The following is a 26548-nucleotide window of genomic DNA, read 5'->3' on the forward strand; positions in this document are numbered from 1 at the left end:
CCATTGTCCTAACTATGTGCAGTTACCCGTAAGGAGACCATTCGTATCTGTTTATTCCTGAAGGAGCGCCCGCAACAGTCCGTCCCATGCGGTTGTTTAGCGTCCTTGCTGATTGTGCGTTGTAGTTTTAGATTTGCTTGAAGCCCATAGGGGCAATGTCGCTGGCGATGAAGGATAGTGGCTTGGTATAAAAGGCGATTGCGTGTTATTTGATGTAGGTTATAAATGGAAGATGGGACAGTTTAGTGAGCAACCTTGGAAAATTGAACACACCTATCTGCTGGAGGTGCACGGTATGCCAGCCATGAAATTACGAATGGAAATTCACTCGCTCAAAGACTGTGTTGCTAACAGATTAAAAGATACTATGCCCTTAGGCATGGTGATTGCCGGCATGTTTGTCGTCAAGGCAGTACCGCGACCGTGTATGCTGATCTCTAACACTGACTATCTAACGTATCCAACTATCGAAATGAAATGGCATATGGATCCAGATAGAACGAACAAATGCCAGATCCCATGAGCATGGCGAAGCTTGCTCTGATTATCGAGTATATAAAAAAGAATGCCGACTGTGTAGGCTACTCCACCAGCAGTTAACCAGGCTAAACCAGCAGTGGGGAGTGTTGCCCGAAGATCTGAATAGCTGAGCGCACAAAGCCAGCCCATGACGAGATAAATCAAAATCTGCAGCCATTCAATACGATTGCGAACCAAAACATCTAGCAGCAAACCGACAACTGCCATAAGCCATATCAGCGCCAGTATGAACGCACCATTACGATTATGAAGGGACACTAGCATATAGGGTGTATAGGTTCCTGCGATTAACAAGTAAATCGCAACGTGATCGAGTTTCTGGAAGATTCTTTTTAATTTCGGCGGATGAAAGCTGTGATACAACGTGGACATTGTGTACAAGAGGACCAAAGTAAACCCAAAGACGACGAACCCAATAAGTAGCGGTGTATTCTGTTCTACAATACCGATAGTTATTAAGGAGCCAAAGCCGACCAGGGCCAGAACTGCACCGACTAAATGCGTAATGCTATTAAGTTTTTCACCATTGTACATATTCTAATTAGACCACAATCCTATCTGTCGTCGCCAAACTTTATGCTAATTACCATGCAGAATTTCATGGACGTGAACTACGTCAGATCAGTCTGGCGGGAAGCGGTGCTGACCTAATACACTGATCGTCGCTCAGGCCCGCTTAAACTGTTCAATTTTATATCTATGTCTGATTTTCCCCTGTCTGAAATTATATCGATGTCTCATGGTGCCCTACTGTGTGCCACCCAGTAGCACACAGTAGGGCGCAGAGCGTAGGTAGTTGACATTGTGGCAAATTGAACGCCAAGCGTTAGCGCAGAAAACCATCATGGATGCTCATGATCCGGAATTTGACACAGCGTATCGCGTTGATGCTGACAGTGGCAGAGTGGACGACTCGTTGGATAAATGCTCGGGCACAGTCAATCCTGATCAGTTAGATGCCGATGACGATGGTATCGATGACCTATAGGAACTTCCACGGGATTGCTGAGATAGCTTGCGGTGAAGTCGCCCGCCTCTGTGCGGGCTTTGTATTGCCCTGAATTTTATCTGACCACACTGACCGGCGACGTTGTTAAGCACTTCTAGTTCTGCTGCTGATTCAAGGTGAAGCAGCGAATGCCCAGTTCCAGCGCCCTCGCCATCTCTTCAGGCTTTTTGCTGACACCAGAAAATACGACTTGGGATGGATCGCCGCCAGCGGCGACTACCCGTTCCAGCTCACCACCCGAGATGATATCGAACCCTGCGCCTAGTTTAGCCAGTATACTAAGTACCGCTAGATTGGAGTTGGCCTTTACTGCGTAGCAAATCAGGTGCTTGGCACCTCCAAGCGCTTGTCGGTATTCCATGAAGGCATCTTCCAGCGCCGATCGGGACTAAATATAGCAAAGCGTAGCGCGGGCGGCAGCGATCGCTCTGACGGCAACATTTTCCGCGTACAGACTGCTCTCACGATACGTAAAATAGCCCATTGGTGAGACTCGGTTCAGGACACCAATGGTAAGTGCAAGTAGCATGAAGATATGAGAATAAGTCATGACGCTGCTCTAGCCTGTAATGGTGCACGTTATACCGTCCGCTGGTAAGCGCTGCGAACAGCCCTTATTATTGAATTATGCACACTCTAGCGGACCAAGTCCTGTGACAACTGAATCAGAATTCAATGCGTTGATAGAACAGACCTTTGAGGCGTTGGAAGAGGCCTTGGATCAGATTGATACGGATATCGACTATCAGCTAGCTGGCAGCGTGCTCACCGTCGAGTTCGACAATGAAACAAAACTGGTGTTCAGTCGTCAGCCACCAACACGGCAGTTATGGCTAGCGGCGCGCTCCGGGGGTTTTCACTTTGCCTATGATGAAGCCGTGGGCGATTGGCGCGGAACCCGCGATGGGCAGTTGTTTCGACCTTTTGTGGTTGATCAGATGCAGGTTCAGGGTGGCGTTACTTTTGAGTGGCTTTGATCTTTTGGCCCAGACGGTGCGAGCACACCGAATACAGAGAATCGCAGGATTCCTGGCCAGTCGTGGCGCACTATGACGCTCAATAATTCTTTGAAATTTCGCTTTTGGAATACCGCTATTGTCAGTACTGCCGAAAACCCGAGTTTTCACAGGTCAATCAATAGAAGTACTACTGGGAAATCGTATGGTGTAGCGTTTTGCGTGCCCTCGTTGGTGAGTGGGCAAGTAACTCAACACTGTGAGTCATTTGGGCTCGAGTTTAGGATGTATGGAGTATGCCATCTTTAGGCCGCGAAACGGCAAGACCGAGCACTTGTCCGCGGAGTCACTTGGCTTGCAGCCACCCTTTTCTCGTATTAGCATATGTATTCAAAAGTGATGGTGAGGACATATGATTGTATGAAGTTTTCTCTGGAATTGTTTCAACGCACCCGTCGCGGTGCCGAAACTACTCAGCGGCCTATCATTGTTGCGTTGTTCTTGGTTATTTTTGGCGTCGGGTATGCGCTAACGACTAATGAGGTAAATGCTCGTGAGTCGAATCCTATTCTTAAAGCTGATTTCATGTTTACTGATGATTTTGAGCGAGATAATGCCGGCGACCTTGGTGGTGATTGGTTGGATTGTGCTAATGTCATGCCAGACAGTTTTGATCCATTGGGAGTCTACGATGGCGGGGTCGTCATTTCTGACCCATACACTAGGCCAGGAAAATATGCTCAGCCTCCGCTGGTTCACCCGGGAAAAGATGGAGAGATTTATCCTGGTATTGGGTGCGCCTATATTGACACAGGCGCAACGACTGTTTCCGTCAAAATGGTATGGAGCGGAAATTATGGAGCAGAGAAGGGCCCACTGCTTTTTCATGTTGAGTCCACTCCACTATTGTACGTGACACCCTCCAATCCGCGGTTTGGTTTTGGTGCGTGGATATCGCAGCTTTTTGGTGTCCCGGTGGTGTTCGTGGGTTACATCGCCTCCCCGCCGGAGAACTTCGAGGTGATTGCGACAGCTAGGCTGCCTGAACACAAGACTGGTACGCCACGAGAGATAGAACTCAGGGCTGAAAAACCAGGTAAGGTTACTATGTGGGTGGATGGGCAGCAACTGCTGTTCAACTCCGACGAGCTTGCTTGGGTGGACGTCGACCCGACCATGATTCACAGTACGCTCCATGGAGTTGCAGTTGATGCGCATTTCGTAGCGCCTCAATCAAACATACCAACAATAAAAGGTATTGAAACAGTCACGATAAGAAGCTTAGATTAGCTGGACATTGTCCCTGCCGCAAAATAGCAGGGTGAATACCACCTTAAACACTACTTACCTTAAGGCTACGGATTCCTCTTTCAACGCTTTCGGGTACTGCCTGTAGCTTCGTTGTTGCGCCATAAGTAACACCTCTATGATTGATTATATTGTCACGCATAAAAGTGTCCGGGTCCATTGGACCAGAACAATAACGTATAGTGCCGTTGTAGCGTTCGATGTAGGCCTCCTAGTGCAGCTTGCCGGGTCAGATTAATTCAGTCTGAATGCGTCGCCCCGACCTTATCCTCTAATTCAGCCCTAGTTCAACGTAAATACGTCAGATCCGTTTGGGATTCCAGCCAAATTTTTTTGACACTGTGCAGATAGCCACGAAATAGGCCGAAGCCCAACTCGTTCTGGTTGTGCGTTAGTCGAGTCAGCCACTTGGCAATCTCAGCAGAATTATCAGACAAGATTAACTGCCTGCGTCTCGTTCGTCGCACTTGCGCTTGATGGTGACTTCGTTAAGCCTTGCCCTGCGTCACTTTTAGCATTGAAATACTCATGTAAAAGCAGCATGATTCTTTGCAAATAGCTGCTTCGACAAATGTGGAATTACAATTTCGCGGATATGAGCGAGGCCTGCATTGATTCGTCAGCTCTGAGACACTCGACCAACGGCTGAATGCATCATTGCAACCCTGCCAGCTTACATTGTTCGTTGAGTCGAATTAGTATAGTTGACTTACCAACTTTCAGCACCCTTCGAATAGATAGCAATACCCGTGCAGTTCGAACCACTCCTCTTTGGATCCATGAGCATGGGGTAGTCCGTTGCAGCAATCTGACAGGATAGAGGGAAAGGATTCTGTGCCAATAGTTTATAGTCTTGTCCATTGGATTTGTATATATAGTTAGTACTGCCGTCCACACTGTCTCTCTGGTCTCGAGGAAGTTCGGAAATGTAGCTTGGCGTTAGTCCTTGTATCCATTGTGATTTGCTTTCTCCCAAGTTTGAATAAAGACCATCCCAGCCATTACGTGCCTGAGTTGCAGAGCCTTTCTTGCTCGAAGCAGGGTAATAGCCATTCTCCGAGTAATAATGGTCTAAAGCATTTTTGATTGAGAAAAAATCTGATTTAACCTGAGTGAGATACTCATGAGAATGATGCTGGACTGGCTGACAGCCGGGATCGTCGTTAGATGGCGCGCATTTACAAAGGAACGTTGTTGACTCGCCCGCGAAAGTCGGCGCAGTTGTAATACTCTTGATTCTAATCTCAGGCACTTTATTCGCCGTTGCAAACCAACGGATGTTATCGGGTACCCTAGTACTGATGCATAGTTCATCACGGTGTCGAGACTCGCTTTGCCAAGTTCTCAGATCACTATCAGTCCATACACTTGTGGTAGGTGAGATGATGTCAGTTGCGGACCTGAGACCTGTGAGGAAGAAATCACCTTCATCGGAGTCGACTCTGTTATACGGTAGGTGGCCGAAGGGGGACGAGAGCGCATAAAAACCCGTGGGGACTACTTCCCTGTCGCCCAGCGCCAACCGAATTTCTGCCTGACGTGCGATACCTTTCGCATAGTGTTTGACCGCCCAATCTTGTTCATTCTCGAGCGAAGAATACCGACCGATCACAAATCGATAGGCCTCGTTACGAGAGCTATCATTCGGCGAAATACCGAATGGAGCGAGACTCGGGACCTCATGTCTTTCCGGCTGAACTTGCAACCATGCAGTAAGGTTATGAGTGTCGGGGAGTGTTAAAAGCGGTATTAGGTATCTTTTCACTTGGTGATGAGAACCATAGAGGACGGCAACGGTTAACATCGCAGCAATGAAAGTGGTCATAGTTGTAAAAGTGGATCTTTCCCCGGCCCAACGGAGATAGAAAATTATATATGCTACAAACATGGGTACCATCATGAAGGCAGAGCTTTGAATATGCGAACTATCGGAGCGCAGGTAGCTTATTAGATTAAGGCTAGTTGCGGAGGCGATAATCGCAGCGAAGATGGCGATGTCTCGCATGTAAAATTGATTCGCCTGAGCACTAGAAATTAAATGTATGGCGGCAGCAAGTATGGGTACACCCAAGACTATGATTCCAACGAAGATTAGTCCGGACGTATTATTTGCGAGTTTTTGTGTGTCGGTAAAGAATAGTGAGCTTGCACCTGCGAACACTCGTCCTGAATATTCAGTATATAAGTTGAAAAAATCTAAAACTCTGTCAAAGCCATAAAAACAGACGATCAGAACAAAGAATGTAGTGGCAAACGTAGCAATAAAAAGCAGGTACGACTTGATATAATTTTTTAAAGTGCATGTACGAAATCGGAGTAATAGGATAAAAACTAAGCTATAAGAGATGATGCCGCCGCCAAACATTTCCTGGCTTATTATTGCAAAAACAGACCAAGCCATTCCTAGTATAACGAGCTTCAAGTACTTTCGAGAAGGTTTTGAATCCGTCGTCAAAATTCGAGCAAGAATAACGCTAAATATCGGTATCATCATCCACCGGTGCAGAAGCCCCCATCCTGGCCAAGCGAAATTGTATAGTATGCTGAAGGCGGAGAAAGCTGAGAGGAAAATGATGGACCCGAACAAAGGACCTGTGAGGATGACGATAAACCCGCAAAAGGCAACTAGTGTGATCAAGTTCAACAATAGTTGGATTCGATATGCATCGGCCAAAGTGAGCGAAAAAATATCGGTTAGTTTCCCCATTAGATAGAGCATCCCTGGGCCATACTGGGTTGGCGTTTCGAGATAGAGTATTTTGCCGTGCTCCAAGTATTGAGAAAGTGGGGCGAGCAGAACCGTCAAGTGAGAATCAAGGCTCCCGTTTATTATGGTGGAGCCAAATAAGGAGTTGAAGTATGGGAGGAATACACTTGTGAAAGAGATATAGGAAAAAGCAAAAAATAGTAGTAATTTGATAGGCCAATATGCGTTGACGTATAATTTGGATCCAGTAGGTATTATATGAGCTGGTGCTATCTCTGGCCCTATTAGATTGATAAGCGCCAAGCGTGTTGTAACAAAGAAAACGATATAGATGTATAGGAAGATGAGGGGGCGTGTGTTGCTTGACTCCCAAAGCAATACCCCTTCGTTTGTCAACCACTGTGGTTGATAAAAATTATTGTAGTAGATGAACGCAAGCACGAAAAGAATGAACGCCGCTAGATCGAACACCAGCAGTACTTTCCGACTACTGTGGGCATCTCCCGAATGTGGGCTGCAAGGGAAAGAGGAAAGTAACTGCATTTCTAATGGGCCTGCAAATATTTTTGTGTAACTGGCTAAGCTAATCAAGCTTGATCAATTGAGCTTAAAAATCGATCATATACTGATTGCGTGCCGTTTTGAAATTGTAAATTTCTTTTTTACTGGCTTGTCGTAGACTGGACGTGCCGGTCATTCCTCCCCGCTGATACTGGACTTCGCAGGTTTTATTAGACGCCTTCTAGCCTCGGAAAATAGGCTTCTTCAAACTTAGCGGGTGAAACACCACCAGTATGACTGTGGCGCTTCACCCGATTGTAGAACATCTCAATAAAATGGGCCTTCCCCAATCGTAGTGCGTAATTTAGCCTGATCAATTATGAAATATACGCAGCTATATAGCCAGATACTGGGCATTGAGAATCCTTGGAATGTGACCGACGTGAAGGTCTCTCTGCCGGAGGGTGAAGTCGAAGTTTTTGTTGAGCGCGGTGGCAGTAAGTTGATTTGTCCCATTAGCCTGTTCGTGAGTCGCATAGGATTTTCTTTGGTTAACACGCTTTTCGAAGTTAGCAAACAAGCTTTCTGCAACCGCGTTGTCGTGACAGTTACCCCTCGGCGACTCGTTGACGGCTCAGTAAGGGCCCTCGGTCCGCCATGCTGGAACTGGCGTGTAGTTGCGGAGGACCAACCAGCCGCGCCCGCGTTACGCAGGGCATCACTTAGTTAGTTCCGGCCTTCCTGTGTCAGCATGCCTGTCGCTTCATTTTTTCACCAAGCAATGTGATAGGGGGAGGCAAGTGACAGAAAACTTCAGGTTTGCTGGGAGTCATTCCCTGCCTCCTGTTAGCAAGGTCTAGGAATATTCAAGTCGGGAATCTATGTGGGCAGATCTAGCCGCAGCAAACTCTGTTAGTGATCAAAAAAATGGGCACAAAGTGCTCGCAGAACCCGTCTTCTGGGGATATACTCGCATATTAAGTATCAGAGCAATACTTGGTCACCCCTGCCGACTCGGTGTATAAACCTCATGACAGGGGTGCAATCGCAGACTTATCTGTCAGGTCTCGGACGTCTGTTCATTTATCCTTTGCGAGCACGATAATGAGTCAAAGAGGGAGAGAAAACCTTTGTCAGCACAGATAAAAATGCTACTTCAACCCGGCGCCACTCCAAATCCTCGCGTTGTGGTTGGCCTCCTTGCCGATGGGCCTCATTTTGTGGGCTTTAATGCCAAGAGCCATCGACTCGCAAAGCCAATTCAACAGGTTGGCCGAAAGTTAGACTTAGTTCACCTGGAATTACTAAGTGCACTGGTCAGTGCCGGCCCTGAATCCGATGGGCGTTTGTTGGATCGTATCTGCAATGAATTCAATGCGGAACAAAGTGACCTTGAAAAGATCGTTAGGCGATACCGTAAACTATCACCAATGGAGAGTGCCAGTTCTGATATTTGGCAGCCTTCAGCGGTCGCCATAGAAGACACGCAAGACGACATTAACGCATCCAATGTCAACCTTCTGGAGCCGGATCGATTATTGGTCGTGCGTATTCCGCTTCTTCTTCGCTTGGGTAAGCTGGGCTTTGAGCAAATCAACCATAGAGGTCAGGTCGCTTTAAGTCTCAGTGCGGTAGAGCTCTCAGCGCTACGATATCTCACCAAACCTACTACGATCGGTCAGTTCATGCAGCGAATAGCTGACAGCGATGAACGACTTATCAGTGATCAGGTAAAGCCGTTACTAGAACGTCTTCTGATCGCCAGATTACTCAGATCATTCGAGCCTGAAGATTCGGCAATAGAAGAAATTTTTTATGGTGTTGCGAAATATAACCGCGAGTTCGAGCAGGTGAAGCAATCTCTATTCAAGGCAATTGAACGTGCGGAGAGTCGCAACCCCATTAGACCAGGCAGGGTCCCAGTTTATCCGATTAATTTCGAACCCCTAGTGGCTCCGCTTGCATTGGGCTTTCTTTACACCTCGGCACGTCAGTATAAGGACGGTTTACTCGACGAGCTATTTGATTTTAGACCCAACTGGCTTACCGACGCGTCAGCGCCGGTCCCCGAGGGTCCCGCAGTGATGCTGCATTCACACTACATCTGGAACTCGTCCAAAATGCTCGCTTCAGCAGAGCGGATGAAAGCGGCAAATCCACTCGCTTTGAATATCCATGGCGGTCCCGATGTTCCAAAATATACGGCGGATGTAACGCACTATTTTGCGGAGCATCCCTATGTTGATATCGTTGTGCACGGTGAAGGAGAGGTCACAATTTGTGAAATCCTCGAAGTGCTGGAACCAGAACTACAAACGCGTGAGCCCCTAAAGCTGTCTGTATTGGATGGTGTTGCAGGGCTTTCATACCGGGGAACCGACGGGCAACCGGTGCGGACAGCTGATCGAGAACGTATTAAAAGTCTGGACGAGGTACCGTCGCCGTACCTGACAGGCGAGTTTGATGTTTTTGCTGAAGCGGGAAGTCCGTCCATGTTATTGGAGAGTAACCGGGGCTGCCCATATGGCTGTACGTTCTGTGATTGGGGATCGGCCACTACGTCCAAAATCCGGAAGTTTGATCTAGACAGGATATTTGCTGAACTGGAATGGTGCTCCAAGAATAACGTTACAGATGTTGTCTTTGCGGATGCCAACTTCGGAGTATTCGACAGGGATGTAGAAATTGCCCAGCATTTGGCTGGACTAAAAAAGGCGCATGGATTCCCTATACATATGGGCACCAACTACGCTAAGAATTCCGTCAAGAATCTGAAGCCCATCATAAAAACGTTAGTAGATGCGGACATCATTGCAATGGGTCTACTATCACTGCAGTCGATGGATGAAAACACTCTGGCGGTGATCGATCGTTCTAATATTAAGCTGAGCAAATATGAAGCATTGGCGCGGGAGTTTCGAGATAATGGTCTCCCGCTGTACGTTGACCTGATGCTGGGTTTGCCTGGCTCGACTCCCGAATCATTTCTCAATGATTTGCAAGAGTGTATGGATAGGGAGGTCTACCCCAAGATATTTCCAACCGTTCTGTTGGTAAATAGCCCAATGAATGAACCGTCTTACCGTGAAAAGCACGGCATAACTGCCCTCCCCGGCCAGGTCGTTACTTCAGCTGCATCTTTTACCGAAGATGACTATCATGAGATGGGTGCGATTCGACGTCTTTTTTTGTTCACAGATAAATTTGGAGTTCTTCGCCATGCACTGCGCTATGCGAGGCAAGAGACGGGCCAGCGAGAGATCGATTTGCTGCGTCGCCTCATGGCCGCTGCGGATGATCCCGGCGACTGCTGGCCGGCGCTGCGCTTCACCTTGCTCTATGGGCCCGTTCTGATGGTTCCGCCAGTAGACTGGGGCTGGTTTCTGAATGACCTACGCCGCTTCTTCATCGAGCAGTTCGGCATTACTGATGACGCCGCACTGGATAGCGTGTTGCGTGCGCAGCATGCGATGCTTCCTGCGCCGGAGAGATCTCTACCCGAGACCATCGAGCTTTCCTGCGACTACGCCGCTTGGTATGCGGACATTCAGGCCTCCAGGGAAGATGGACATCGTCAGGACTGGGATACAGTGGTTGCTCCGTTGCGCTCTTATGGCCCCGGAACGCTCTCCGTAGCGGACCCACGTATGATCTGTGATAACCAGCAGGGGCGAAGGCTGACTGAAGGGGGGCAATGGCAGACTTGGGAGCTGAGCTCTGAAATTGCCCGTCCATCTGGAGAGGACATTTAGAAAAGGCAGATGCTAGAGGGCACTAGAGGCAGGCATTCGGCGACTCCACTGCATTGGTTGTATAGTTCACTGGCAGATATCCGGCAGATACTCGTAAAACACACTGAGACTCGGCTAGCGGAGGCGCGTCAACTCGGGTCGATGCGTGGGTATTTCTCACCTCACATCGATTCAAGTGTCGCTAGTTAGCGCTCGGCTGCGTCCACACTGGGGGCCGTATAGATGCGGCAGGAACAGCCCCTATTATTGAATTGTGCACATTTTGGCGGAACAAATCCTGTGATAACTGAACCAGAGTTCAATGCGTTGATAGAACACACCTTTGAGGCGTTGGAAGAGGCCTTGGATCAGATTGACACGGATATTGACTATCAGATGTCTGGCAGTGTGCTCACCGTCGAGTTCGACAATGAAACAAAACTGGTGTTTAGCCGTCAGCCACCAACACGGCAGCTATGGCTAGCGGCGCGCTCCGGGGGTTTTCACTTTGCCTACGATGAAGCTGTGGGCGATTGGCGCGGAACCCGCGATGGGCAGTTGTTTCGACCTTTTGTGGTTGATCAGATGCAGGTTCAGGGAGGCGTTACTTTTGAATGGCTTTGATTTTTGGGTTCAGACGGTGCGAGCATCTCGAATACAGACTATCGCAGGATTGCTGGCCATCCTTGGCGTATTGCCGGCGTCGGCGAGCGAGCCCTTGTATGTTAAGAATCTGAGTCCGGTGGCAGGGTTAATGGGCCTTCCCTCCCAGCGAGACGCGCAGACGACCCCGAGCGGTAAGGTAGCGGTGGCACTTTACGGCAGTGTTGCTAATGATTATGTCAACGAGAGCAGCGACACTGAATTTCTCAATCTGGATGGGGAGACCCTGCGTGTCGCCCTTGAATTGCGTTATGGGCTGGCGGAAAACTGGGGCATACAGTTAGAGGTGCCTTGGTTGCAACAGAGTGGCGGAGAGCTAGACGGCGCCATTGATGATTGGCACGATTTTTGGGGAATGTCCGATGGCGGGCGATCTGATGTGCCCAGGGATATCCTGGATTATCAATACACGAGCCCAGCGGGTGGCTTTTCCCTGCAGGATGACACCTCTGGCATGGGCGATATCAGCCTATCCTTGAACCACGTCTTTTATCAGGATGAGAGTTCTGCTGTTAGTCTGGCGTTGGGCTACAAGTTTGGCACGGGCGACGAAGACGAATTTTTAGGCAGTGGTGCCGATGATGCCTTTATTGCCCTGCGTTTCTCTGGCGCCCAAATGTCGAATTTGCCATTGACATGGCATGGGCAGGCAGGCTATTTGCACGCAGGGGATAGCAATTTGTTCGACGGTTTTCAAGAGCAGAACCTCTGGTTTGCAGGGCTCGCAGTAGACTGGCAATTCGCCCAGCGGTGGTCGCTCATCGCCCAGCTCGATGGCCACGCAGCGCCTCTCGATAGCAGTCTGGCCGGCGTGGGTGATGATGCTGTAATGGCGACCTTGGGCACGCGTTGGTATTTTGCGCCTCATTGGTCGATGGATTTTAATTTTGTTGAGGATATTCGCGTTGCAACGGCGCCGGATGTGACGTTTCAGGCGAGCCTGCGCTACCGCCCGGAGTCCTGAGCAGACCCCCGGCCAATTACCGGCCAAGCGTTATCGATTAAGAAGCCTGCCTTGCCTGCACCGTAGATCGGGCCCGCAATGCTGCCTCTGTTACCTGGTCTGGCGCGGTGCCGCCCAGATGGTTCCTCGCGGTGACCGATCCCTCCAGCGTGAGGACTTCGAACACATCCTCACGGATATCGGCGCAGAAGTTCTGCAGAGTCGTTAGCGTCATGTCCGATAAGTCTTTCCCGCACTCAATACCGTGGGCTACGGCTTTGCCGACGACTTCGTGTGCGTCGCGAAAGGGTAGCCCCAGACGCACGAGGTAGTCTGCCAAATCAGTGGCGGTAGAGAAACCGCGCCGCGCTGCTTCGTGCATCACCTCTGCCTTTGGCTTGATTGCCGGAACCATATCAGCGTAGGCTCGTAGGGAGTCGAACACCGTATCGATAGTGTCAAACAGCGGCTCTTTGTCCTCCTGATTGTCTTTGTTATAGGCCAATGGCTGACTCTTCATCAGTGTTAGCAGGGCAATGAGGTGGCCATTGACGCGCCCTACTTTGCCGCGCACCAGCTCCGGCACGTCCGGGTTCTTCTTCTGCGGCATGATGGAAGAGCCGGTACAGAAGCGGTCGGGCAGTTCAATGAAATTAAATTGGGCAGAGCTCCACAGCACCAGTTCTTCAGACATGCGTGACAGGTGGGTCATGAGCAGGGCAGCGAAAGCGCAAAATTCGATGGCAAAGTCGCGATCGGATACTGAGTCCAAGGAGTTTTCTGTCGGCTTATCAAAACCCAGGGCCGCCGCCGTGTGCGCGCGATCTATGGGATAAGTGGTGCCCGCCAGAGCCGCCGCGCCTAGCGGCGACTGGTTAAGTCGCGCACGACAGTCCATTAGGCGGCCGTAGTCGCGCTCCAGCATCTCATTCCAGGCCAGCAGGTGGTGGCCAAAAACAACGGGCTGAGCGGTCTGTAAATGGGTAAAGCCCGGCATGATAGTGGTGGTATGGGCTGCTGCGAGGTCAATTGTGCCCTGTTGCAGGCGGGTGAGTTCACCGGCGATGCTATCAATAGCCGCGCGCAGATAAAGACGGATATCAGTGGCAACCTGATCGTTACGGGATCGGCCGGTGTGCAGTTTTTTGCCGGCCACGCCAATCAGTGCGGTCAGGCGGGCTTCGATGTTCATGTGCACGTCTTCTAGCTCGATTGACCACTGGAAGTTGCCTTCGTCGATTTCCTTTTGTATCTGGGCCAGACCGCCCTCGATGTCCTCGAGTTCTGCTGGGGTCAGCACATCCACTGAGCGCAGCATTCGAGCGTGGGCCAGTGAGCCTTCAATATCCTGGGCGGCCATGCGCAGGTCGAATCCCACTGAGGCAGTGAAACGTTGCACGAAAGCGTCTGTCGCTTCATTGAAGCGGCCGCCCCACAGTTTGCTGGTGTCCTTTTCTTTGCTCATAGTGCTCGAAATTCCGTAGTCGCTTCGTGCTCTAGACGTATTTTCGCCTGATTTATTAAAGAGAGTATACCAGCTACGCGGTTATGTCGGTCGAGGTTTTGCCTATCCTCCTCGGGAGAAGAGGATGGCTTCTCCTTTGGATATCTTCAAATTGCTGGGTGTCGCTGACTTGGTGCCTGACTGTTATCATGGGAAGTGTGAACTTATAGGATTTCGAGCATGTCGCGCAAATTGATCATCGCTACTCGGGAAAGCCCTCTTGCCCTGTGGCAGGCGGAATTTGTCCGGTCTGCCCTGACTCAGGCATATCCCGATGTGGACGTGCAATTGCTGGGCATGACCTCGCGCGGAGACCAGTTGCTGGATGTGCCGCTGGCTAAAGTGGGCGGCAAGGGCCTGTTTGTAAAAGAGTTGGAAGAAGCGCTGTTGGACGGCCGTGCGGACATCGCGGTGCATTCCATGAAGGATGTTCCCATGGCGTTTCCGGCAGGATTGGGGCTGGGGGTTATCTGCGCCCGTGAAGACCCTTCCGATGCCTTTGTTAGCAACCAATACCGCACCCTTGAAGAGTTACCTGCTGGGAGCGTAGTGGGGACCTCTAGCCTGCGGCGTGAGTGTCAGTTGCGGTCGAGGCGCCCCGATCTCGACATCAAGTTTCTGCGCGGTAACGTCAATACCCGACTGCGCAAGCTCGATGAGGCAGAGTATGACGCCATCATTTTGGCCAGTGCCGGACTCATACGTCTCGGTTTTGCGGGTCGCATTGCCCAGCAAATGGATATTTGCGACTCTTTGCCGGCCGGTGGCCAGGGCGCTGTGGGGATAGAACTGCGCAGCGACGATAGTGCCGTGCTGTCGCTGCTACAGGTTGTCCACCACGAACCTACCGCCAGGCGTGTAATAGCTGAACGAGCAATGAATAAACGACTTGAAGGCGGTTGCCAGGTACCGATAGGCTGCTATGCGGACTATGTTGATGGCGGCGAGACATTGTTATTGCGAGGACTCGTTGGTAACCCTGACGGCTCGCAAATATTACGCGCAGAAGCCATTGCGCCTGCGGCCGAGGCGGAGCAGCTCGGTATTTCTGTCGCGGAAGACTTATTGTCGCAAGGCGCTGCGGCTATTTTGGCGGATGTCTATGGTGACTGAGATCGCCTCCGCATTGGGCCGGATACTGGTGACGCGCCCGGCGGGCGATGCGTCAGATAGGCTGTGCGCGGCACTTAAAATGGACGGCTACGAGGTCTTCAGCCAACCTCTGTTGGTTTTGAAAAGATTGCCGCAGCTTCCTGTCGCGCAGTGTCAGATGTTGCTGCACCTGGACCTCTATCAGCACGTTATTTTTATCAGCTCCAATGCAGTGCATTTTGGCATGGCCCTGATTGAAGATCATTGGCCCCAGCTGCCAGTAGGCCTAAACTGGTATGCCATTGGTGCCGCGACGGCCGCTAGACTTGAGCATTTCGGGATTGAGGCCGTCACGCCGGGAAGTGTGATGACCAGCGAGGGCTTGCTGGCCCTTTCATTGTTGCAGAATGTGCGCGATCAGCGCGTGCTCATTGTCAAGGGGCAGGGTGGTCGTGAAACTTTGGCACAGGAACTTACACGACGCGGTGCTTTAGTAGAAGAACTGCCTTGTTACTGCCGCTCCCTCCCGGAGATGCCTGCAGGCGAGCTGGCTGCGAATGTGACCCAGTGGGGTATTGACGTGATCATGATCACCAGTGGTGAGGGGCTGTCTAACCTACAGGTATTGCTTAGCCCAGCAGAAACTACTAAGTTAAAGCGCATAGGCTTGATTGTGCCATCGCAACGGGTTGCCCATATGGCACAGATTGCGGGTTTCGATCAGATTGTGACGGCTGAAAACGCATCGGATTTGGCGATGTTGCGCGCTCTGAAGGAATGGCGACGTGGCACTGGAGAATGATAATTGAGTGATCAGGACAATACCAATAATGAGCAATCTGACGAGACATCCGCGACCGTGGTAGCCCCAGTAGAAAGGCCTGCCATTCAAGGCGCAGCCATTGCTGTCAAGTCATCTGCCGCGCCTCGCAAGAGTTCCTCATTGGTTGCCTGGTTGGCATTACTTCTGGTTATCGCGCTGACGCTGGGCGTGGCTTGGGTCGTGCGGGAAGGCCAGGCTAAGGAGCTAGCATTGACGCAAAGGATGGCACAGCTCGAAACGGTTGCCCAAGGTAAGCAGGCCAGCCAGAAAGCGCTGGAAAATGAATTGCGGACCGGTTTGGCCTCAGGGCTCGCCACTCTTGAAACGAAAGAAGGCGGCGAATTGTCCCGACTGTCTAAAAGTCTTGAATCTCTAAAGGCGCAATTGGCAAAGCAGCAGACGACACTGGCGCGCTTCAGCGGCGCCGAGCGCGAAAACTGGCTGCTTGCTGAAACAGGGCATTTGCTGCGCTTAGCTAACCAGCGACTGGTGATGGGCGCAGACCCTGTTGCTGCCGAGGCGCTGCTGAAGAGTGCCGATACTGTTTTGCGTGGCGTTGATGATCCTAGCCTTCACGTTGTGCGCGCTGCTATTGCTAAAGAGATTGCCACATTGCGGGCCCTTCCCAAGGTGGACCTGGAAGGAATCTATCTCAGGCTTGCGGCATTGATGGAGCAGGCCGACAAGCTGGTCATCTTCCAGCTGCCCAAACAGGCAGAACGCCCGCAGCCAGCGCCGGCAAGTGATTGGCAAGGTCGGCTACATCAAGGCTATAAAGCGGCCCTGAGCAAGCTTTCTGACTATGTCATTATCCGTCGGCGGGATGTCCCCATGCAGGCCCTGATGGACCCACAATGGGAGGGACTGGTGCGACAGAATCTGCGCATGTTGTTAGAGCAGGCGCAGATCGCGCTGCTGTCAGACAATCAGGCGGTCTACGTCGCGAGTCTCAAGTCAGCCCAGCAAGGTGTAGCGCAGTTTCAGGCGTCAGATGAGGTCGGTGCCAAAGCGATCTCTGGTGAGATTACTCGGCTGCAGGGGCTCACTATCGGTATCGCGCAGCCCGATATCTCACGATCACTGCAGGCTCTGGATGATGCTATTGAGAAGCGCTTGCAATCCGAAGGCGGCCAATAGGTCATGCGTAAATTATTCATTATTTCTCTGGTCGCACTGCTGCTGGGTGTAGGTGTCGTTGCTCTTATTGAGGCCGACCCTGGCTATGTACTGCTGTCCTTTGGCAACTACACATTGGAGGCAAGCCTATGGGTGGGTTTGTTGTTATTTGCGCTTCTGCTTCTGGCGGTTTACCTGCTGGTTCGTTTGAACGTATCGGATTATTGGCGGACAGCGGTCGCTATTCTCGTGGCTGGGAACCCGCAAGGTAGATAAGGCCCTGCGACTCAGTACCCGCGGATTGATCAGTTTTACCGAGGGTAACTGGGTCGAAGCGCGGCGTCAGTTATTAAGTGGCGTGCAAAACAACGAGGCACCGTTGATCAATTATCTACTGGCGGCTCAGTCCAGCGCAAAATTACACGATACCGACAAAGTGCCTGAGTATTTGCATGCGGCCGGTGAAGCGGAGCCTACAGCCGCTGTGGCGATTGAAATGATGCATGCTGAAATGAAATTGCAGGCCTCAGAATATAAGCAGGCCCTTGCATTGCTGACACAGGCAAAAAGCAATGTCCCCCGTCACCCGTATGTGCTTAGCCTGTTAAGCCAAGCGTACCAAGGGTTGAATGACTGGGACACGCTGCTGGAGTTGTTGCCGCAGCTGCGAAAGCACAAACAGCTGTCGAGTGAGGCGTTTCAGCGACTCGAGAAGCAGGTTCATCACAACAGATTGCAGCGGTGTAATGCAGATTTAGATCGGTTGCACGCAATTTGGAAAAAAGTGCCAAAGCCCTTACAGAGCGATGTCGGCATTGCCGAGATCTATGTGCGTAATCTCATCAAGTGTGAAGATTATGACTCGGCCGAGAGGGTCATCCTGCATGCCCTGAAGCAGGCGTGGCAACCCGCTTTGGTTCGGGAGTATGGTTATTTAAAGGGCCAGAATGCCAGTCGTCAATTGTCCCAGGCTGAAAAGTGGTTGAAAGCTCACCCAGACGACCCCCAGTTATTACTGTGTTTGGGCCGTTTATCGGCGCGCAATCAAGTGTGGAGCAAGTCACGGCTATATTTCGAGAGCAGTTACCGGGTTGAACACAGTGCGGAGATTTGCGCTGAGTTGGGTCGTTTGTTGACAAGTCTTGGTGAAAGCGAGGCAGCCAATGCGTATTTTCGCGAGGGTTTGTTGCTGAGCGAAGATGAGCTGCCCGATCTGGCGCTGCCGCTTAAAATCGCCACTGACGCCTAAATCCTTGCGCGGTAGCAAATATTATTGAGTTTTATCGTGTTGACGACACGCAGCCGATAGCAGACTAGAGTTTGATGCCAAGCTCGTCCCACAATTCATCGATCCGTTGTTTCACCGGCTCGCTCATGGCAATGGGGTGGCCCCACTCACGCTGGGTTTCCCCCGGCCATTTGTTAGTCGCATCAAAGCCAACCTTGGAGCCGAGTCCAGATACCGGTGAGGCAAAGTCCAGGTAGTCAATGGGCGTATTCTCGATGAAGACTGAATCTCGCTGCGGGTCCATGCGTGTGGTCATTGCCCAGATGACATCTTTCCAATCTCTGGCATTCACATCCTCGTCTGTGACAATGACGAACTTGGTATACATAAACTGTCGCAGAAAAGACCATACGCCCAACATGATGCGTTTGGCATGTCCCGGGTATTCCTTGCGTATGGTAACCACCGCTAGGCGGTAGGAACAGCCTTCTGGCGGCAGGTAAAAGTCGATAATCTCTGGAAATTGCTTTTGCAATATCGGAATGAATACTTCATTGAGAGCCATGCCCAGTATGGCGGGTTCGTCAGGTGGGCGTCCGGTGTGGGTGCTGTGGTAAATCGGTGATTCTCGGTGCGTGATGGCCTCAACGGTAAACACAGGGAAGCGCTCGACCTCATTGTAATAACCCGTATGGTCGCCAAACGGGCCTTCGTCAGCCATTTCGTCCGGCGCGATATACCCTTCCAGAATGTATTCTGCCGAGGCTGGCAATTGTAGGCCATGTTCGCGGCACAGCGGTGTGAAACATTCAGCCACCTCGGTCTTACTGCCACGCAGCAGACCGGCAAAGGCGTACTCTGAGAGGGTGTCAGGAATTGGGGTGACGGCCGCTAGGGTTGTGGCCGGGTCAGCGCCCAGTGCAACAGCCACCGGGTAGCGTTGTCCAGGGTGCTTTTTCTGCCACTCTCTGAAATCCAGCGCGCCGCCACGGTGTGACAGCCAGCGCATGATCAGTTTGTTGCGCGCCAGAAGTTGCAGGCGATAAATCCCCAGGTTCTGGCGTTCCTTGCTCGGCCCACGGGTGATCACCAGTGGCCAGGTAATGAGCGGTGCTGCATCGCCCGGCCAGCAGGTCTGAATAGGCAGCGTATAAAGATCAACATCTGCGCCCTGCTTTACGTGGTATTGGCAAAGTGGATTGCGCACCACCTTGGGCGCCATGTGCAAAACTCGCTTTAGCAGGGGTGCTTTGTCCCACAGGTCACGCATGCCCTTGGGCGGATCCGGCTGGCGCAGATAAGCGAGCAGCTCTCCGATTTCGCGGAGGGCGGTTAGGTCTTGTGCGCCCATGCCCAGGGCAACACGTTGCTCAGTACCGAACAGATTAGCGAGTACCGGTGTGTTAAAACCTTTCGGATTTTCGAACAAGAGGGCAGGACCGCCGGCGCGCAGGGTGCGGTCGGCGATTTCTGTTATTTCGAGTTTGGGGTCGACCTCAGTTTGAATGCGCACCAGTTCACCGCGCTTTTCCAGCGCAGCAATAAAATCTCTGAGATCAGTGTATTTCACTAGGCTTTGTCTATTCGTTAACGTTTAACGCAGGACATTACACGTTGTAACATCGAGAGGCAACGCGTCTAGGCCGCTTGTTGCCACTGTTATTTTGATGTCCCAGCACAAGCTTCGCTGTCACGCATTATTCGATCGGAACCCGGGATTACTTGCGCTTCATAGACTTAAAGAATTCTTCGTTCGTCTTGGTTTCTTTAAGCTTGTCAGTCAAGAACTCAATAGCGGCGGTGTCTTCCATGCCGTGCAGCAGTTTGCGCAGGATCCACATGCGCTGTAATTCATCATCCGCGGTAAGCAGCTCTTCCCGGCGCGTGCCAGAGCGACGAATATTGATGGCGGGATAAACGCGCTTTTCAGAGATCTTGCGATCTAGATGTAATTCTAGGTTGCCAGTGCCTTTAAATTCTTCATAGATCACTTCATCCATCTTGGAGCCGGTGTCGACCAGGGCCGTCGCAATAATTGAAAGGCTGCCGCCTTCCTCGATATTACGCGCTGCGCCAAAGAAGCGCTTTGGGCGCTCCAGAGCATGGGCGTCAACACCGCCGGTCAATACTTTTCCAGAGCTAGGAATAACGGTGTTGTAGGCGCGAGCCAAGCGAGTTATCGAATCTAGCAAGATCACCACGTCCTTTTTGTGTTCTACCAGACGTTTGGCTTTCTCGATCACCATGTCGGCAACCTGCACGTGGCGCGACGGCGGCTCATCAAAGGTAGAAGCCACCACTTCGGCGCCTCGAATGCCCACTGAGCGTTGCATTTCAGTCACTTCTTCCGGGCGTTCATCAATCAATAGCACAATGATGTAACACTCGGGGTTGTTGGTGATTATCGCTTGGGCGATACTTTGCATCATGATCGTTTTGCCCGCTTTGGGCGGTGCAACCAGTAATCCGCGCTGACCTTTTCCGATGGGTGCAACCAGATCAATAATTCGGCCTGTGAGATCCTCGGTGCTACCGTTACCTGTTTCCAGGGTCAGGCGCTGGTCTGGGAACAGCGGTGTGAGGTTTTCAAACAGGGCCTTGTGTTTGGAATTTTCAGGCTTGTCGAGGTTGACCTCGTCCACCTTTAGAAGGGCAAAGTAGCGCTCGCTGTCTTTAGGTGGGCGAATTTTGCCGGAGATGGTGTCACCCGTGCGCAGGTTAAACCGGCGAATTTGGCTGGGTGAAACGTATATATCGTCGGGGCCGGCCAAGTACGAGCTGTCGGCGGAGCGTAGGAAGCCAAAGCCATCCTGTAAAATCTCCAGTACGCCATCACCGTAAATGTCTTCACCGCTTTTGGCGTGACGCTTCAGTACGGCAAAAATAATATCTTGTTTGCGCGAGCGGGCCATGTTGTCCAAGCCCATCTCTTTCGCGATATCAATGATGTCTTGGGTAGATTTTGCTTTTAAGTCAGTCAGATTCATAAGGAAGGTAAGTATGTGTGTGATTAGAAAGAAGTATGGGGTGCAAATGAAAGCTTGTCGGAGATACCAACAAAAAGCGGCTTTTTCGTGAGTTACAAGTTTATTGTGTGGGCACAGGAATATGCACCGGATTGGAATGTAGCACGGCCCGATAGGGCCGTCTACTGCTTTTTTCTCTCAATAGGCCAAGCGATTACGCATGTTGGGAGCTTCTGTGGCCCTAGCTTCTATTTTTTTAGATCACTTCCTCGATGAAATCTTTCAATTGCGTCTTGGATAATGCGCCAACCTTGGTGGCCTCTGCGTTGCCATTCTTGAACATGATTAACGTTGGGATGCCGCGAATGCCGAACTTCTGGGGAATGTCCGGATTGGCGTCTACGTCGACTTTGCATATCTTTAATTTGCCGCCGTAATCCGCGGCAAGCTCATCAAGCACCGGTGCGATCATTTTGCAGGGGCCACACCATTCTGCCCAAAAATCTACTAATACGGGGACGTCGGAATTTAATACTTCCGCATCAAAAGTGGCATCGCTGATGTGTACGATTTGATCGCTCATGTTGTTCTCCGGTTGATTCAAGGTCTTGATAATGACATGGTTTTGAAAGCAGGTAATGATACCACTGGATTGTTGGTGCACAACTGTCGGACTAGAGTTTTTTGGCAGGGCCATATTTCCGAGCACTGTTCGCCGAATGCGGTTCGATCCGCCTGCGTTTTTGGGCTCTAGCCTCTAGGCACGCTAAGAAGTGCATTTAGGCGCGCCCGAGTCCAGTTAGCTAGTACTTTATACGGCCCTGAGGCGATTTTTGTTCTACGCTTTTTTCGAAACTAAAATAATAGTGAACCTTGCCGTGATAGGCTGGCATCAGGTGGTTGTCTGATCTTCTGAGATTTAGGCATACTCGAGCTAATTAATGTCAGGTTATCAATGTGCGCAACCCCAAAATTCTAGTAATAGTCATTATCGTATTTGCCCTCAGTGCCTGGTGGTTCTTCGATCTGGCCAGCTACCTGCAGCTTGAAACCCTGCAGCAAGGCATCGGTGGTCTGCGCGAGTGGTGCGGGAACAATCCGTTGTTGGCTGGCCTGATATTTTTTGCGGGCTATATTGTTGTCACGGCGCTGTCGTTGCCCGGTTCAGCCGTGATGACATTGGCTGGCGGCGCCCTTTTCGGCTTTTGGTATGCAATGCTGCTGGTATCATTTGCCAGTAGTATTGGGGCGACTTTGGCTTTCCTTGTTTCGCGACTGCTGTTGAGGGACTGGGTTCAGCAGCGTTTTAGCCGGCATCTGGGTGCGTTAAACAGAGGTTTTGCAAAAGACGGCTCCTTCTATCTATTTTCGCTTCGACTGGTGCCAATCTTTCCGTTTTTTATGATCAATTTACTGATGGGTTTGCTGCCGATTCGCCCCTGGCCTTTTTACTGGGTGTCGCAGCTGGGTATGTTGCCGGCCACGGTGGTGTTCGTAAATGCGGGGACACAATTAGGCCAGTTAGAGTCGCTTTACGGCATAATTTCTTTGCCGCTATTGGGCTCCTTTGCCCTGTTGGCGCTATTTCCTTTTATTGCCAGATGGTTACTTGGGGCTCTAAAGCCTCGGCTGATTCTGGCTGCCTATCCCAAGCCCAAACAGTTCGATAATAACTTGATTGTGATTGGAGCCGGCTCGGGGGGTCTAGTTGCTTCGCTTATTGCAGCGACTGTAAAGGCGAAAGTTACCCTGATTGAGCGTCACCAGATGGGTGGTGATTGCCTAAATACTGGCTGCGTGCCCAGCAAGGCTCTGATTCGCTCTGCGCGCATTGCGCAATATGCGCGGCGAGCAGAAGAATTTGGGTTGGCTCCGATGTCGGTAGAGGTGAATTTCCCCAAGGTGATGCAGCGTGTCCAGAATATTATCAAGACGATCGAACCACATGATTCGGTGGAGCGGTTCACTGAGTTAGGCGTGAACTGTGTTCAGGGTGATGCAAAAATTCTCTCGCCGTGGGAGGTGGAGGTCAATGGCCACACGCTGACGGCGAAAAATATTGTGATAGCCACAGGTGCCCGGCCCAGAGTTCCTGATATCCCTGGTCTCGCCGCGCTTGATTACCTGACGTCAGATACGGTGTGGGATATTAGGGACTTGCCCGAACGCTTGCTGGTAGTGGGAGCGGGGCCCATCGGTTGTGAGCTGGCGCAATCATTTGCTCGGCTGGGTAGCAAAGTCACGCTGGTGACCCATGCTGACCGACTGCTGCCTCGTGAAGACACGGAGGTTTCTGAACGGGTACACGCAGAATTTCGGCGACAACATGTAAAGGTGCATGCAAATTATAACCCGCTATTTTTTGACGCTGCGGAGAACGAGCAGACCTGTGTTTTCAGTACCCCGCGAGGACAGCGGGAATTGAGTTTTGACCGCGTATTGCTCGCGGTTGGTCGCAGTGCCAATGTTGAGGGGCTGGGACTGGAAAATCTGGATATTGCTGTTGGCCCTGAAGGGACGGTTGAAGTGGATGCATGTTTGCGTACCGCTATACCGACTATTTTCGCCTGTGGCGATGTGGCCGGCCCCTACATGTTTACCCACATGGCGAGCCATCAAGCTTGGTATGCAGCCGTAAATGCATTGTTTGGTCGCTTTCGCACGTTCAAGGTGGATTACTCGGTAGTACCCTGGGCGACATTCACTGACCCCGAGGTGGCGCGTGTTGGTTTGAATGAGGACGAGGCGCGGGCCGCCAATATCGCCTTTGAGGTAAGCCGCTACGAACTGTCTGAGCTGGACCGTGCCATTGCTGATGGTGAGGCACACGGGTTCATTAAAGTGCTGACCGAGCCGGGTCGTGACCGTATTCTCGGAGCCACTATTGTAGGCTACCACGCCTCGGAATTAATCAATGAATTTGTGTTGGCAATGAAACATGGTTTGGGTCTAGGGAAAATACTGGCGACTATCCACATTTACCCGACGCTCAGCGAGGGCAACAAGTTTTTGGCAGGTGAATGGCGTAAGGCGCGCAAGCCGGAAGGACTATTACGTTGGGTCGAGCGTTATCATCGATGGAATCGAGGCTGAATGTAGCATCTAATCGTGACGGCATTATTGGGCGAGGCATGGCACGTCTATATCGTGAAATGTGCTGACGCGACACTTTACACGGGGGTTACCAAAGATCTCCAGCGCCGTCTTCAGCAACACAATGGCGAACAAACTGGCGGCCCCAAATATACCCGAGGCCGTCGACCTGTGTGTTTGATGTGGTCTAAGGAGGCTCCTAATCACGGAGCTGCACTACAACGCGAAATAGCAATTAAACAACTCAGTAGAAGGGAAAAGCTTCGGTTGATAGGCAATGAGCGATAACTAAGTCCGTTCCCGATCTACTGCCAGAATAATCTGCTTACGTTAATGAAGATCTCGAGGTGTGATGAAGTCACAGCACTTCTGACTACATTTTTAACGGGCCGCCACGATAGCTTAAGTGCAGTGTCGAGGCCGCTGCAGTTATTGTGATAGTTCTTCCAGAGCCTGCTGCTGATCGAGCCAGACTTCATCCAGTTCTTCCGCCCGAACTTTGAGTTCCCCTTCGCGTTTGAGTAGGTCAGCCAGTGTCTGCCGGTGATCTTCCGTATAGAGATCGTTGTTTTCAAGCTGTGTGCGCACGTCGTGCATAGCGAGACTGACCTTGGACATGTCAGCTTCGGTTTTATTCAGCTGTTTTTGTAGCGGTTTGAGTTTTTCACGCAGCGTGGCTGCTTGCTGGCGTTTTTCCTTGCGCGAGGTGTCGGTAGTTCCCGCATCTCGTTTTTCGGTTTGCCTGTAGCTGGATAAAATCCAGCGCTCGTATCCCTCAAGGTCCTCCGTGTATTCCTCGACCTGGCCATCGTGAACCAGCAGTAATTCTTCTGCCGTATTACGCAGCATATGGCGGTCATGGCTCACCAGTACCAGGGCGCCTTCGTAGGCCTGCAAGGCGACTTCCATGGCGTGGCGCATCTCTAGGTCGAGGTGGTTAGTGGGCTCGTCCAGTACCAACAGGTTGGGCTTTTGCCAGACCACCATTGCCAGTGCTAGGCGTGCTTTCTCGCCTCCTGAGAAGGGGGCAACGGCGGCGGTGGCGGCATCACCGCGGAAATTGAAACCACCCAGAAAATTGAGAATGTCCTGTTCCCGTGCGTCCGGGCTAAGTCGTTGCAGGTGAAGGACTGGGCTGGCCTGCATGTCCAGAGCCTCTAGTTGCTGCTGATCAAAGTAGCCGATGCTGACATGCTCTCCGACAATGCGCGTGCCACCCAGCAGAGGGAGCTCACCAATGAGGCTTTTCAGCAGAGTGGATTTTCCGGCACCGTTTCTGCCTAACAGTCCATAGCGGCTGCCGGGACGTAACTGTATGTCCACACCGGACAGCACGGTTACGCCACCGTATCCCAGCATAGCCTCATCCAGACGCAGCAGGGGGTCGCTGCTTCTCGGTGGTGCAGGAAAGCTGAAGTCAAAGGGTGAATCGGCATGGGCCGGGGCCAGAGACTGCATGCGTTCCAGTTCCTTCAGCCGACTCTGTGCCTGCTTGGCCTTGGTGGCCTTGTAGCGAAAACGCCGCACGAAATCATCGATCTCGGCGATGCGCCGCTGTTGTTTATCATAGTTGGCTTGCTGGTTGGCGAGACGCTCAGCGCGCAGCCGTTCGAAGTCGGAGTAATTACCTTTATAGGTGAACAGTTGTTTTTGCTCAATATGCAGGATGCGTTCGCAGGTGGCATCGATGAAGTCTCGGTCGTGAGAAATCATCAGCAGCGTGCCGCCATATTGCTGCAGCCACTGTTGTAGCCACAGTGTGGCATCTAGGTCTAGGTGGTTGGTGGGTTCGTCTAGTAACAGGATGTCTGAAGGTGTCATTAGCGCGCGCGCCAGGTTCAGACGTATACGCCATCCGCCGGAAAATTCGCTGACCGACCTGCCTGCGGCATCTTCGGCGAATCCGAGGCCCTGCAGAAGGCGCTGTGCTCTGCGCTCTGCGCTATAGCCGTCAATTTCCTCCAGCTGGGTGTGAACGCTAGCGGTTTTATCGAATTCCCCAGCCGCTTCCAGCGCTGCCACTTCGTCATGTAACCGGCCTAACAGCGCATCGCCGCGCCAAATGTATTCTCCTGCAGGCAGCGAGGTCGCGTGAATTTCCTGCGCCATATGCGATAGCCGTAACGTATTTATGCCCTCGATGTCGCCAGCATCGGCACCAAGCTTATCGAGTAATAGTGAGAACAGGCTAGATTTGCCACAGCCATTCGCACCAATCAGCGCCAGTCGCTGTCCGGGCTGTATGGTGGCATTGGCACCTTGCAGCAGCAGTTTGCTGCCGCGACGAAAGTCTATGTTACGCAGTATGATCATGAGGTTGCGAATTCTACCCGCCGGATCCGCTGCGGGCTAGTGCAGCCGGGCACGG

General features: G+C 51.5%; 23 protein-coding genes. 14 read left to right on the forward strand and 9 right to left on the reverse strand.

Annotated elements, in window-relative coordinates; translation table 11 throughout:
- Window positions 1-447: 447 nt before the first annotated feature.
- Window positions 448-1074, reverse strand: coding sequence for a PAQR family membrane homeostasis protein TrhA (gene trhA, locus ABXT62_RS01675; protein WP_415356818.1), 627 nt, complete (start codon window positions 1072-1074; stop codon window positions 448-450).
- A gap of 262 nt (window positions 1075-1336) precedes the next feature.
- Here trhA and ABXT62_RS01680 point away from each other — a divergent pair, with 262 nt between their 5' ends.
- Window positions 1337-1528 carry a hypothetical protein gene (locus ABXT62_RS01680; protein WP_415356819.1) on the forward strand — a complete coding sequence of 64 codons (192 nt, stop codon included), beginning with the start codon at window positions 1337-1339 and terminating at the stop codon, window positions 1526-1528.
- 115 nt (window positions 1529-1643) lie between these two features.
- Here ABXT62_RS01680 and ABXT62_RS01685 read toward each other — a convergent pair whose 3' ends face one another.
- Complete coding sequence (locus tag ABXT62_RS01685) at window positions 1644-1910, reverse strand: hypothetical protein (protein WP_415356820.1); 267 nt, start codon at window positions 1908-1910, stop codon at window positions 1644-1646.
- Between the two features lie 292 nt (window positions 1911-2202).
- Between ABXT62_RS01685 and cyaY (ABXT62_RS01690) the strand changes: the two genes are divergently transcribed.
- Together cyaY (ABXT62_RS01690) and ABXT62_RS01695 are read left to right on the forward strand one after the other, a co-directional pair.
- Window positions 2203-2526: an iron donor protein CyaY gene (cyaY, locus tag ABXT62_RS01690; RefSeq protein ID WP_415356821.1), complete on the forward strand. Its 324-nt coding sequence runs from the start codon at window positions 2203-2205 to the stop codon at window positions 2524-2526.
- A 399-nt stretch (window positions 2527-2925) separates the two neighbouring features.
- On the forward strand, window positions 2926-3795 hold the full coding sequence (locus ABXT62_RS01695; protein ID WP_415356822.1) for a hypothetical protein: 870 nt from the start codon (window positions 2926-2928) through the stop codon (window positions 3793-3795).
- Between the two features lie 305 nt (window positions 3796-4100).
- Here ABXT62_RS01695 and ABXT62_RS01700 read toward each other — a convergent pair whose 3' ends face one another.
- Window positions 4101-4250 (reverse strand): hypothetical protein, encoded by a 150-nt coding sequence (locus tag ABXT62_RS01700; RefSeq protein WP_415356823.1) that lies wholly within the window; start codon window positions 4248-4250, stop codon window positions 4101-4103.
- A gap of 272 nt (window positions 4251-4522) precedes the next feature.
- Window positions 4523-7063 carry a hypothetical protein gene (locus tag ABXT62_RS01705; RefSeq protein WP_415356824.1) on the reverse strand — a complete coding sequence of 847 codons (2541 nt, stop codon included), beginning with the start codon at window positions 7061-7063 and terminating at the stop codon, window positions 4523-4525.
- A 337-nt stretch (window positions 7064-7400) separates the two neighbouring features.
- Here ABXT62_RS01705 and ABXT62_RS01710 point away from each other — a divergent pair, with 337 nt between their 5' ends.
- The 4 genes from ABXT62_RS01710 to ABXT62_RS01725 all read left to right on the forward strand — a co-directional run bounded on the left by ABXT62_RS01710 (window position 7401) and on the right by ABXT62_RS01725 (window position 12379).
- Window positions 7401-7751, forward strand: a complete 351-nt coding sequence (locus ABXT62_RS01710; protein ID WP_415356825.1) for a hypothetical protein — start codon at window positions 7401-7403, stop codon at window positions 7749-7751.
- Between the two features lie 400 nt (window positions 7752-8151).
- Window positions 8152-10773: a B12-binding domain-containing radical SAM protein gene (locus tag ABXT62_RS01715; protein ID WP_415356826.1), complete on the forward strand. Its 2622-nt coding sequence runs from the start codon at window positions 8152-8154 to the stop codon at window positions 10771-10773.
- 279 nt (window positions 10774-11052) lie between these two features.
- Window positions 11053-11376: an iron donor protein CyaY gene (gene cyaY / locus ABXT62_RS01720; protein WP_415356827.1), complete on the forward strand. Its 324-nt coding sequence runs from the start codon at window positions 11053-11055 to the stop codon at window positions 11374-11376.
- Window positions 11363-12379: a DUF3187 family protein gene (locus ABXT62_RS01725; protein WP_415356828.1), complete on the forward strand. Its 1017-nt coding sequence runs from the start codon at window positions 11363-11365 to the stop codon at window positions 12377-12379. Before cyaY (ABXT62_RS01720) ends, ABXT62_RS01725 begins: the two co-directional genes overlap by 14 nt.
- Before the next feature lie 37 nt (window positions 12380-12416).
- On the opposite strand, the gene argH is transcribed toward ABXT62_RS01725, so the two are convergent.
- Window positions 12417-13823, reverse strand: coding sequence for an argininosuccinate lyase (gene argH, locus ABXT62_RS01730; protein ID WP_415356829.1), 1407 nt, complete (start codon window positions 13821-13823; stop codon window positions 12417-12419).
- Between the two features lie 219 nt (window positions 13824-14042).
- On the opposite strand from argH, the gene hemC reads away from it, so the two are divergent.
- The 5 genes from hemC to ABXT62_RS01755 are packed head-to-tail and all read left to right on the forward strand — an operon-like array spanning window position 14043 to window position 18142.
- On the forward strand, window positions 14043-14975 hold the full coding sequence (hemC, locus tag ABXT62_RS01735) for a hydroxymethylbilane synthase (RefSeq protein WP_415356830.1): 933 nt from the start codon (window positions 14043-14045) through the stop codon (window positions 14973-14975).
- Complete coding sequence (locus ABXT62_RS01740; protein WP_415356831.1) at window positions 14965-15756, forward strand: uroporphyrinogen-III synthase; 792 nt, start codon at window positions 14965-14967, stop codon at window positions 15754-15756. Before hemC ends, ABXT62_RS01740 begins: the two co-directional genes overlap by 11 nt.
- Before the next feature lie 3 nt (window positions 15757-15759).
- Window positions 15760-16914 carry a uroporphyrinogen-III C-methyltransferase gene (locus tag ABXT62_RS01745; RefSeq protein ID WP_415356832.1) on the forward strand — a complete coding sequence of 385 codons (1155 nt, stop codon included), beginning with the start codon at window positions 15760-15762 and terminating at the stop codon, window positions 16912-16914.
- A 3-nt stretch (window positions 16915-16917) separates the two neighbouring features.
- Window positions 16918-17169, forward strand: coding sequence for a hypothetical protein (locus ABXT62_RS01750; RefSeq protein ID WP_415356833.1), 252 nt, complete (start codon window positions 16918-16920; stop codon window positions 17167-17169).
- Between the two features lie 4 nt (window positions 17170-17173).
- Window positions 17174-18142, forward strand: a complete 969-nt coding sequence (locus ABXT62_RS01755) for a heme biosynthesis protein HemY (RefSeq protein ID WP_415358246.1) — start codon at window positions 17174-17176, stop codon at window positions 18140-18142.
- Window positions 18143-18206: 64 nt separating this feature from the next.
- Here ABXT62_RS01755 and ubiD read toward each other — a convergent pair whose 3' ends face one another.
- The 3 genes from ubiD to trxA all read right to left on the reverse strand — a co-directional run bounded on the left by ubiD (window position 18207) and on the right by trxA (window position 21670).
- A complete protein-coding gene (ubiD, locus tag ABXT62_RS01760; protein ID WP_415356834.1) occupies window positions 18207-19691 on the reverse strand; it encodes a 4-hydroxy-3-polyprenylbenzoate decarboxylase in 1485 nt (494 codons plus the stop codon).
- Between the two features lie 148 nt (window positions 19692-19839).
- Window positions 19840-21108 (reverse strand): transcription termination factor Rho, encoded by a 1269-nt coding sequence (rho, locus tag ABXT62_RS01765; RefSeq protein WP_415356835.1) that lies wholly within the window; start codon window positions 21106-21108, stop codon window positions 19840-19842.
- A 235-nt stretch (window positions 21109-21343) separates the two neighbouring features.
- On the reverse strand, window positions 21344-21670 hold the full coding sequence (gene trxA / locus ABXT62_RS01770; protein ID WP_415356836.1) for a thioredoxin TrxA: 327 nt from the start codon (window positions 21668-21670) through the stop codon (window positions 21344-21346).
- A gap of 374 nt (window positions 21671-22044) precedes the next feature.
- Here trxA and ABXT62_RS01775 point away from each other — a divergent pair, with 374 nt between their 5' ends.
- Both ABXT62_RS01775 and ABXT62_RS01780 read left to right on the forward strand, forming a co-directional pair.
- Window positions 22045-24180 (forward strand): FAD-dependent oxidoreductase, encoded by a 2136-nt coding sequence (locus ABXT62_RS01775; protein WP_415356837.1) that lies wholly within the window; start codon window positions 22045-22047, stop codon window positions 24178-24180.
- Window positions 24181-24195: 15 nt separating this feature from the next.
- Complete coding sequence (locus ABXT62_RS01780) at window positions 24196-24468, forward strand: GIY-YIG nuclease family protein (protein ID WP_415356838.1); 273 nt, start codon at window positions 24196-24198, stop codon at window positions 24466-24468.
- Window positions 24469-24609: 141 nt separating this feature from the next.
- Here ABXT62_RS01780 and ABXT62_RS01785 read toward each other — a convergent pair whose 3' ends face one another.
- Window positions 24610-26493: an ABC-F family ATP-binding cassette domain-containing protein gene (locus ABXT62_RS01785; protein WP_415356839.1), complete on the reverse strand. Its 1884-nt coding sequence runs from the start codon at window positions 26491-26493 to the stop codon at window positions 24610-24612.
- Window positions 26494-26548: the final 55 nt, after the last annotated feature.

The organism is Halioglobus sp. Uisw_031, assembly GCF_047729875.1.
In the GTDB taxonomy this organism is placed as follows: Bacteria; Pseudomonadota; Gammaproteobacteria; order Pseudomonadales; family Halieaceae; genus Marimicrobium.

Excerpts from the sequence above, each read along its gene's own strand:
- trhA (WP_415356818.1), bottom strand. The coding sequence starts at position 1,074 with ATGTACAATGGTGAAAAACTTAATAGCATTACGCATTTAGTCGGTGCA.
- ABXT62_RS01685 (WP_415356820.1), bottom strand. The coding sequence starts at position 1,910 with ATGGAATACCGACAAGCGCTTGGAGGTGCCAAGCACCTGATTTGCTAC.
- ABXT62_RS01695 (WP_415356822.1), top strand. The coding sequence starts at position 2,926 with ATGAAGTTTTCTCTGGAATTGTTTCAACGCACCCGTCGCGGTGCCGAA.
- ABXT62_RS01705 (WP_415356824.1), bottom strand. The coding sequence starts at position 7,063 with ATGCAGTTACTTTCCTCTTTCCCTTGCAGCCCACATTCGGGAGATGCC.
- ABXT62_RS01710 (WP_415356825.1), top strand. The coding sequence starts at position 7,401 with ATGAAATATACGCAGCTATATAGCCAGATACTGGGCATTGAGAATCCT.
- argH (WP_415356829.1), bottom strand. The coding sequence starts at position 13,823 with ATGAGCAAAGAAAAGGACACCAGCAAACTGTGGGGCGGCCGCTTCAAT.
- hemC (WP_415356830.1), top strand. The coding sequence starts at position 14,043 with ATGTCGCGCAAATTGATCATCGCTACTCGGGAAAGCCCTCTTGCCCTG.
- ABXT62_RS01740 (WP_415356831.1), top strand. The coding sequence starts at position 14,965 with ATGGTGACTGAGATCGCCTCCGCATTGGGCCGGATACTGGTGACGCGC.
- ABXT62_RS01750 (WP_415356833.1), top strand. The coding sequence starts at position 16,918 with ATGCGTAAATTATTCATTATTTCTCTGGTCGCACTGCTGCTGGGTGTA.
- rho (WP_415356835.1), bottom strand. The coding sequence starts at position 21,108 with ATGAATCTGACTGACTTAAAAGCAAAATCTACCCAAGACATCATTGAT.
- trxA (WP_415356836.1), bottom strand. The coding sequence starts at position 21,670 with ATGAGCGATCAAATCGTACACATCAGCGATGCCACTTTTGATGCGGAA.
- ABXT62_RS01785 (WP_415356839.1), bottom strand. The coding sequence starts at position 26,493 with ATGATCATACTGCGTAACATAGACTTTCGTCGCGGCAGCAAACTGCTG.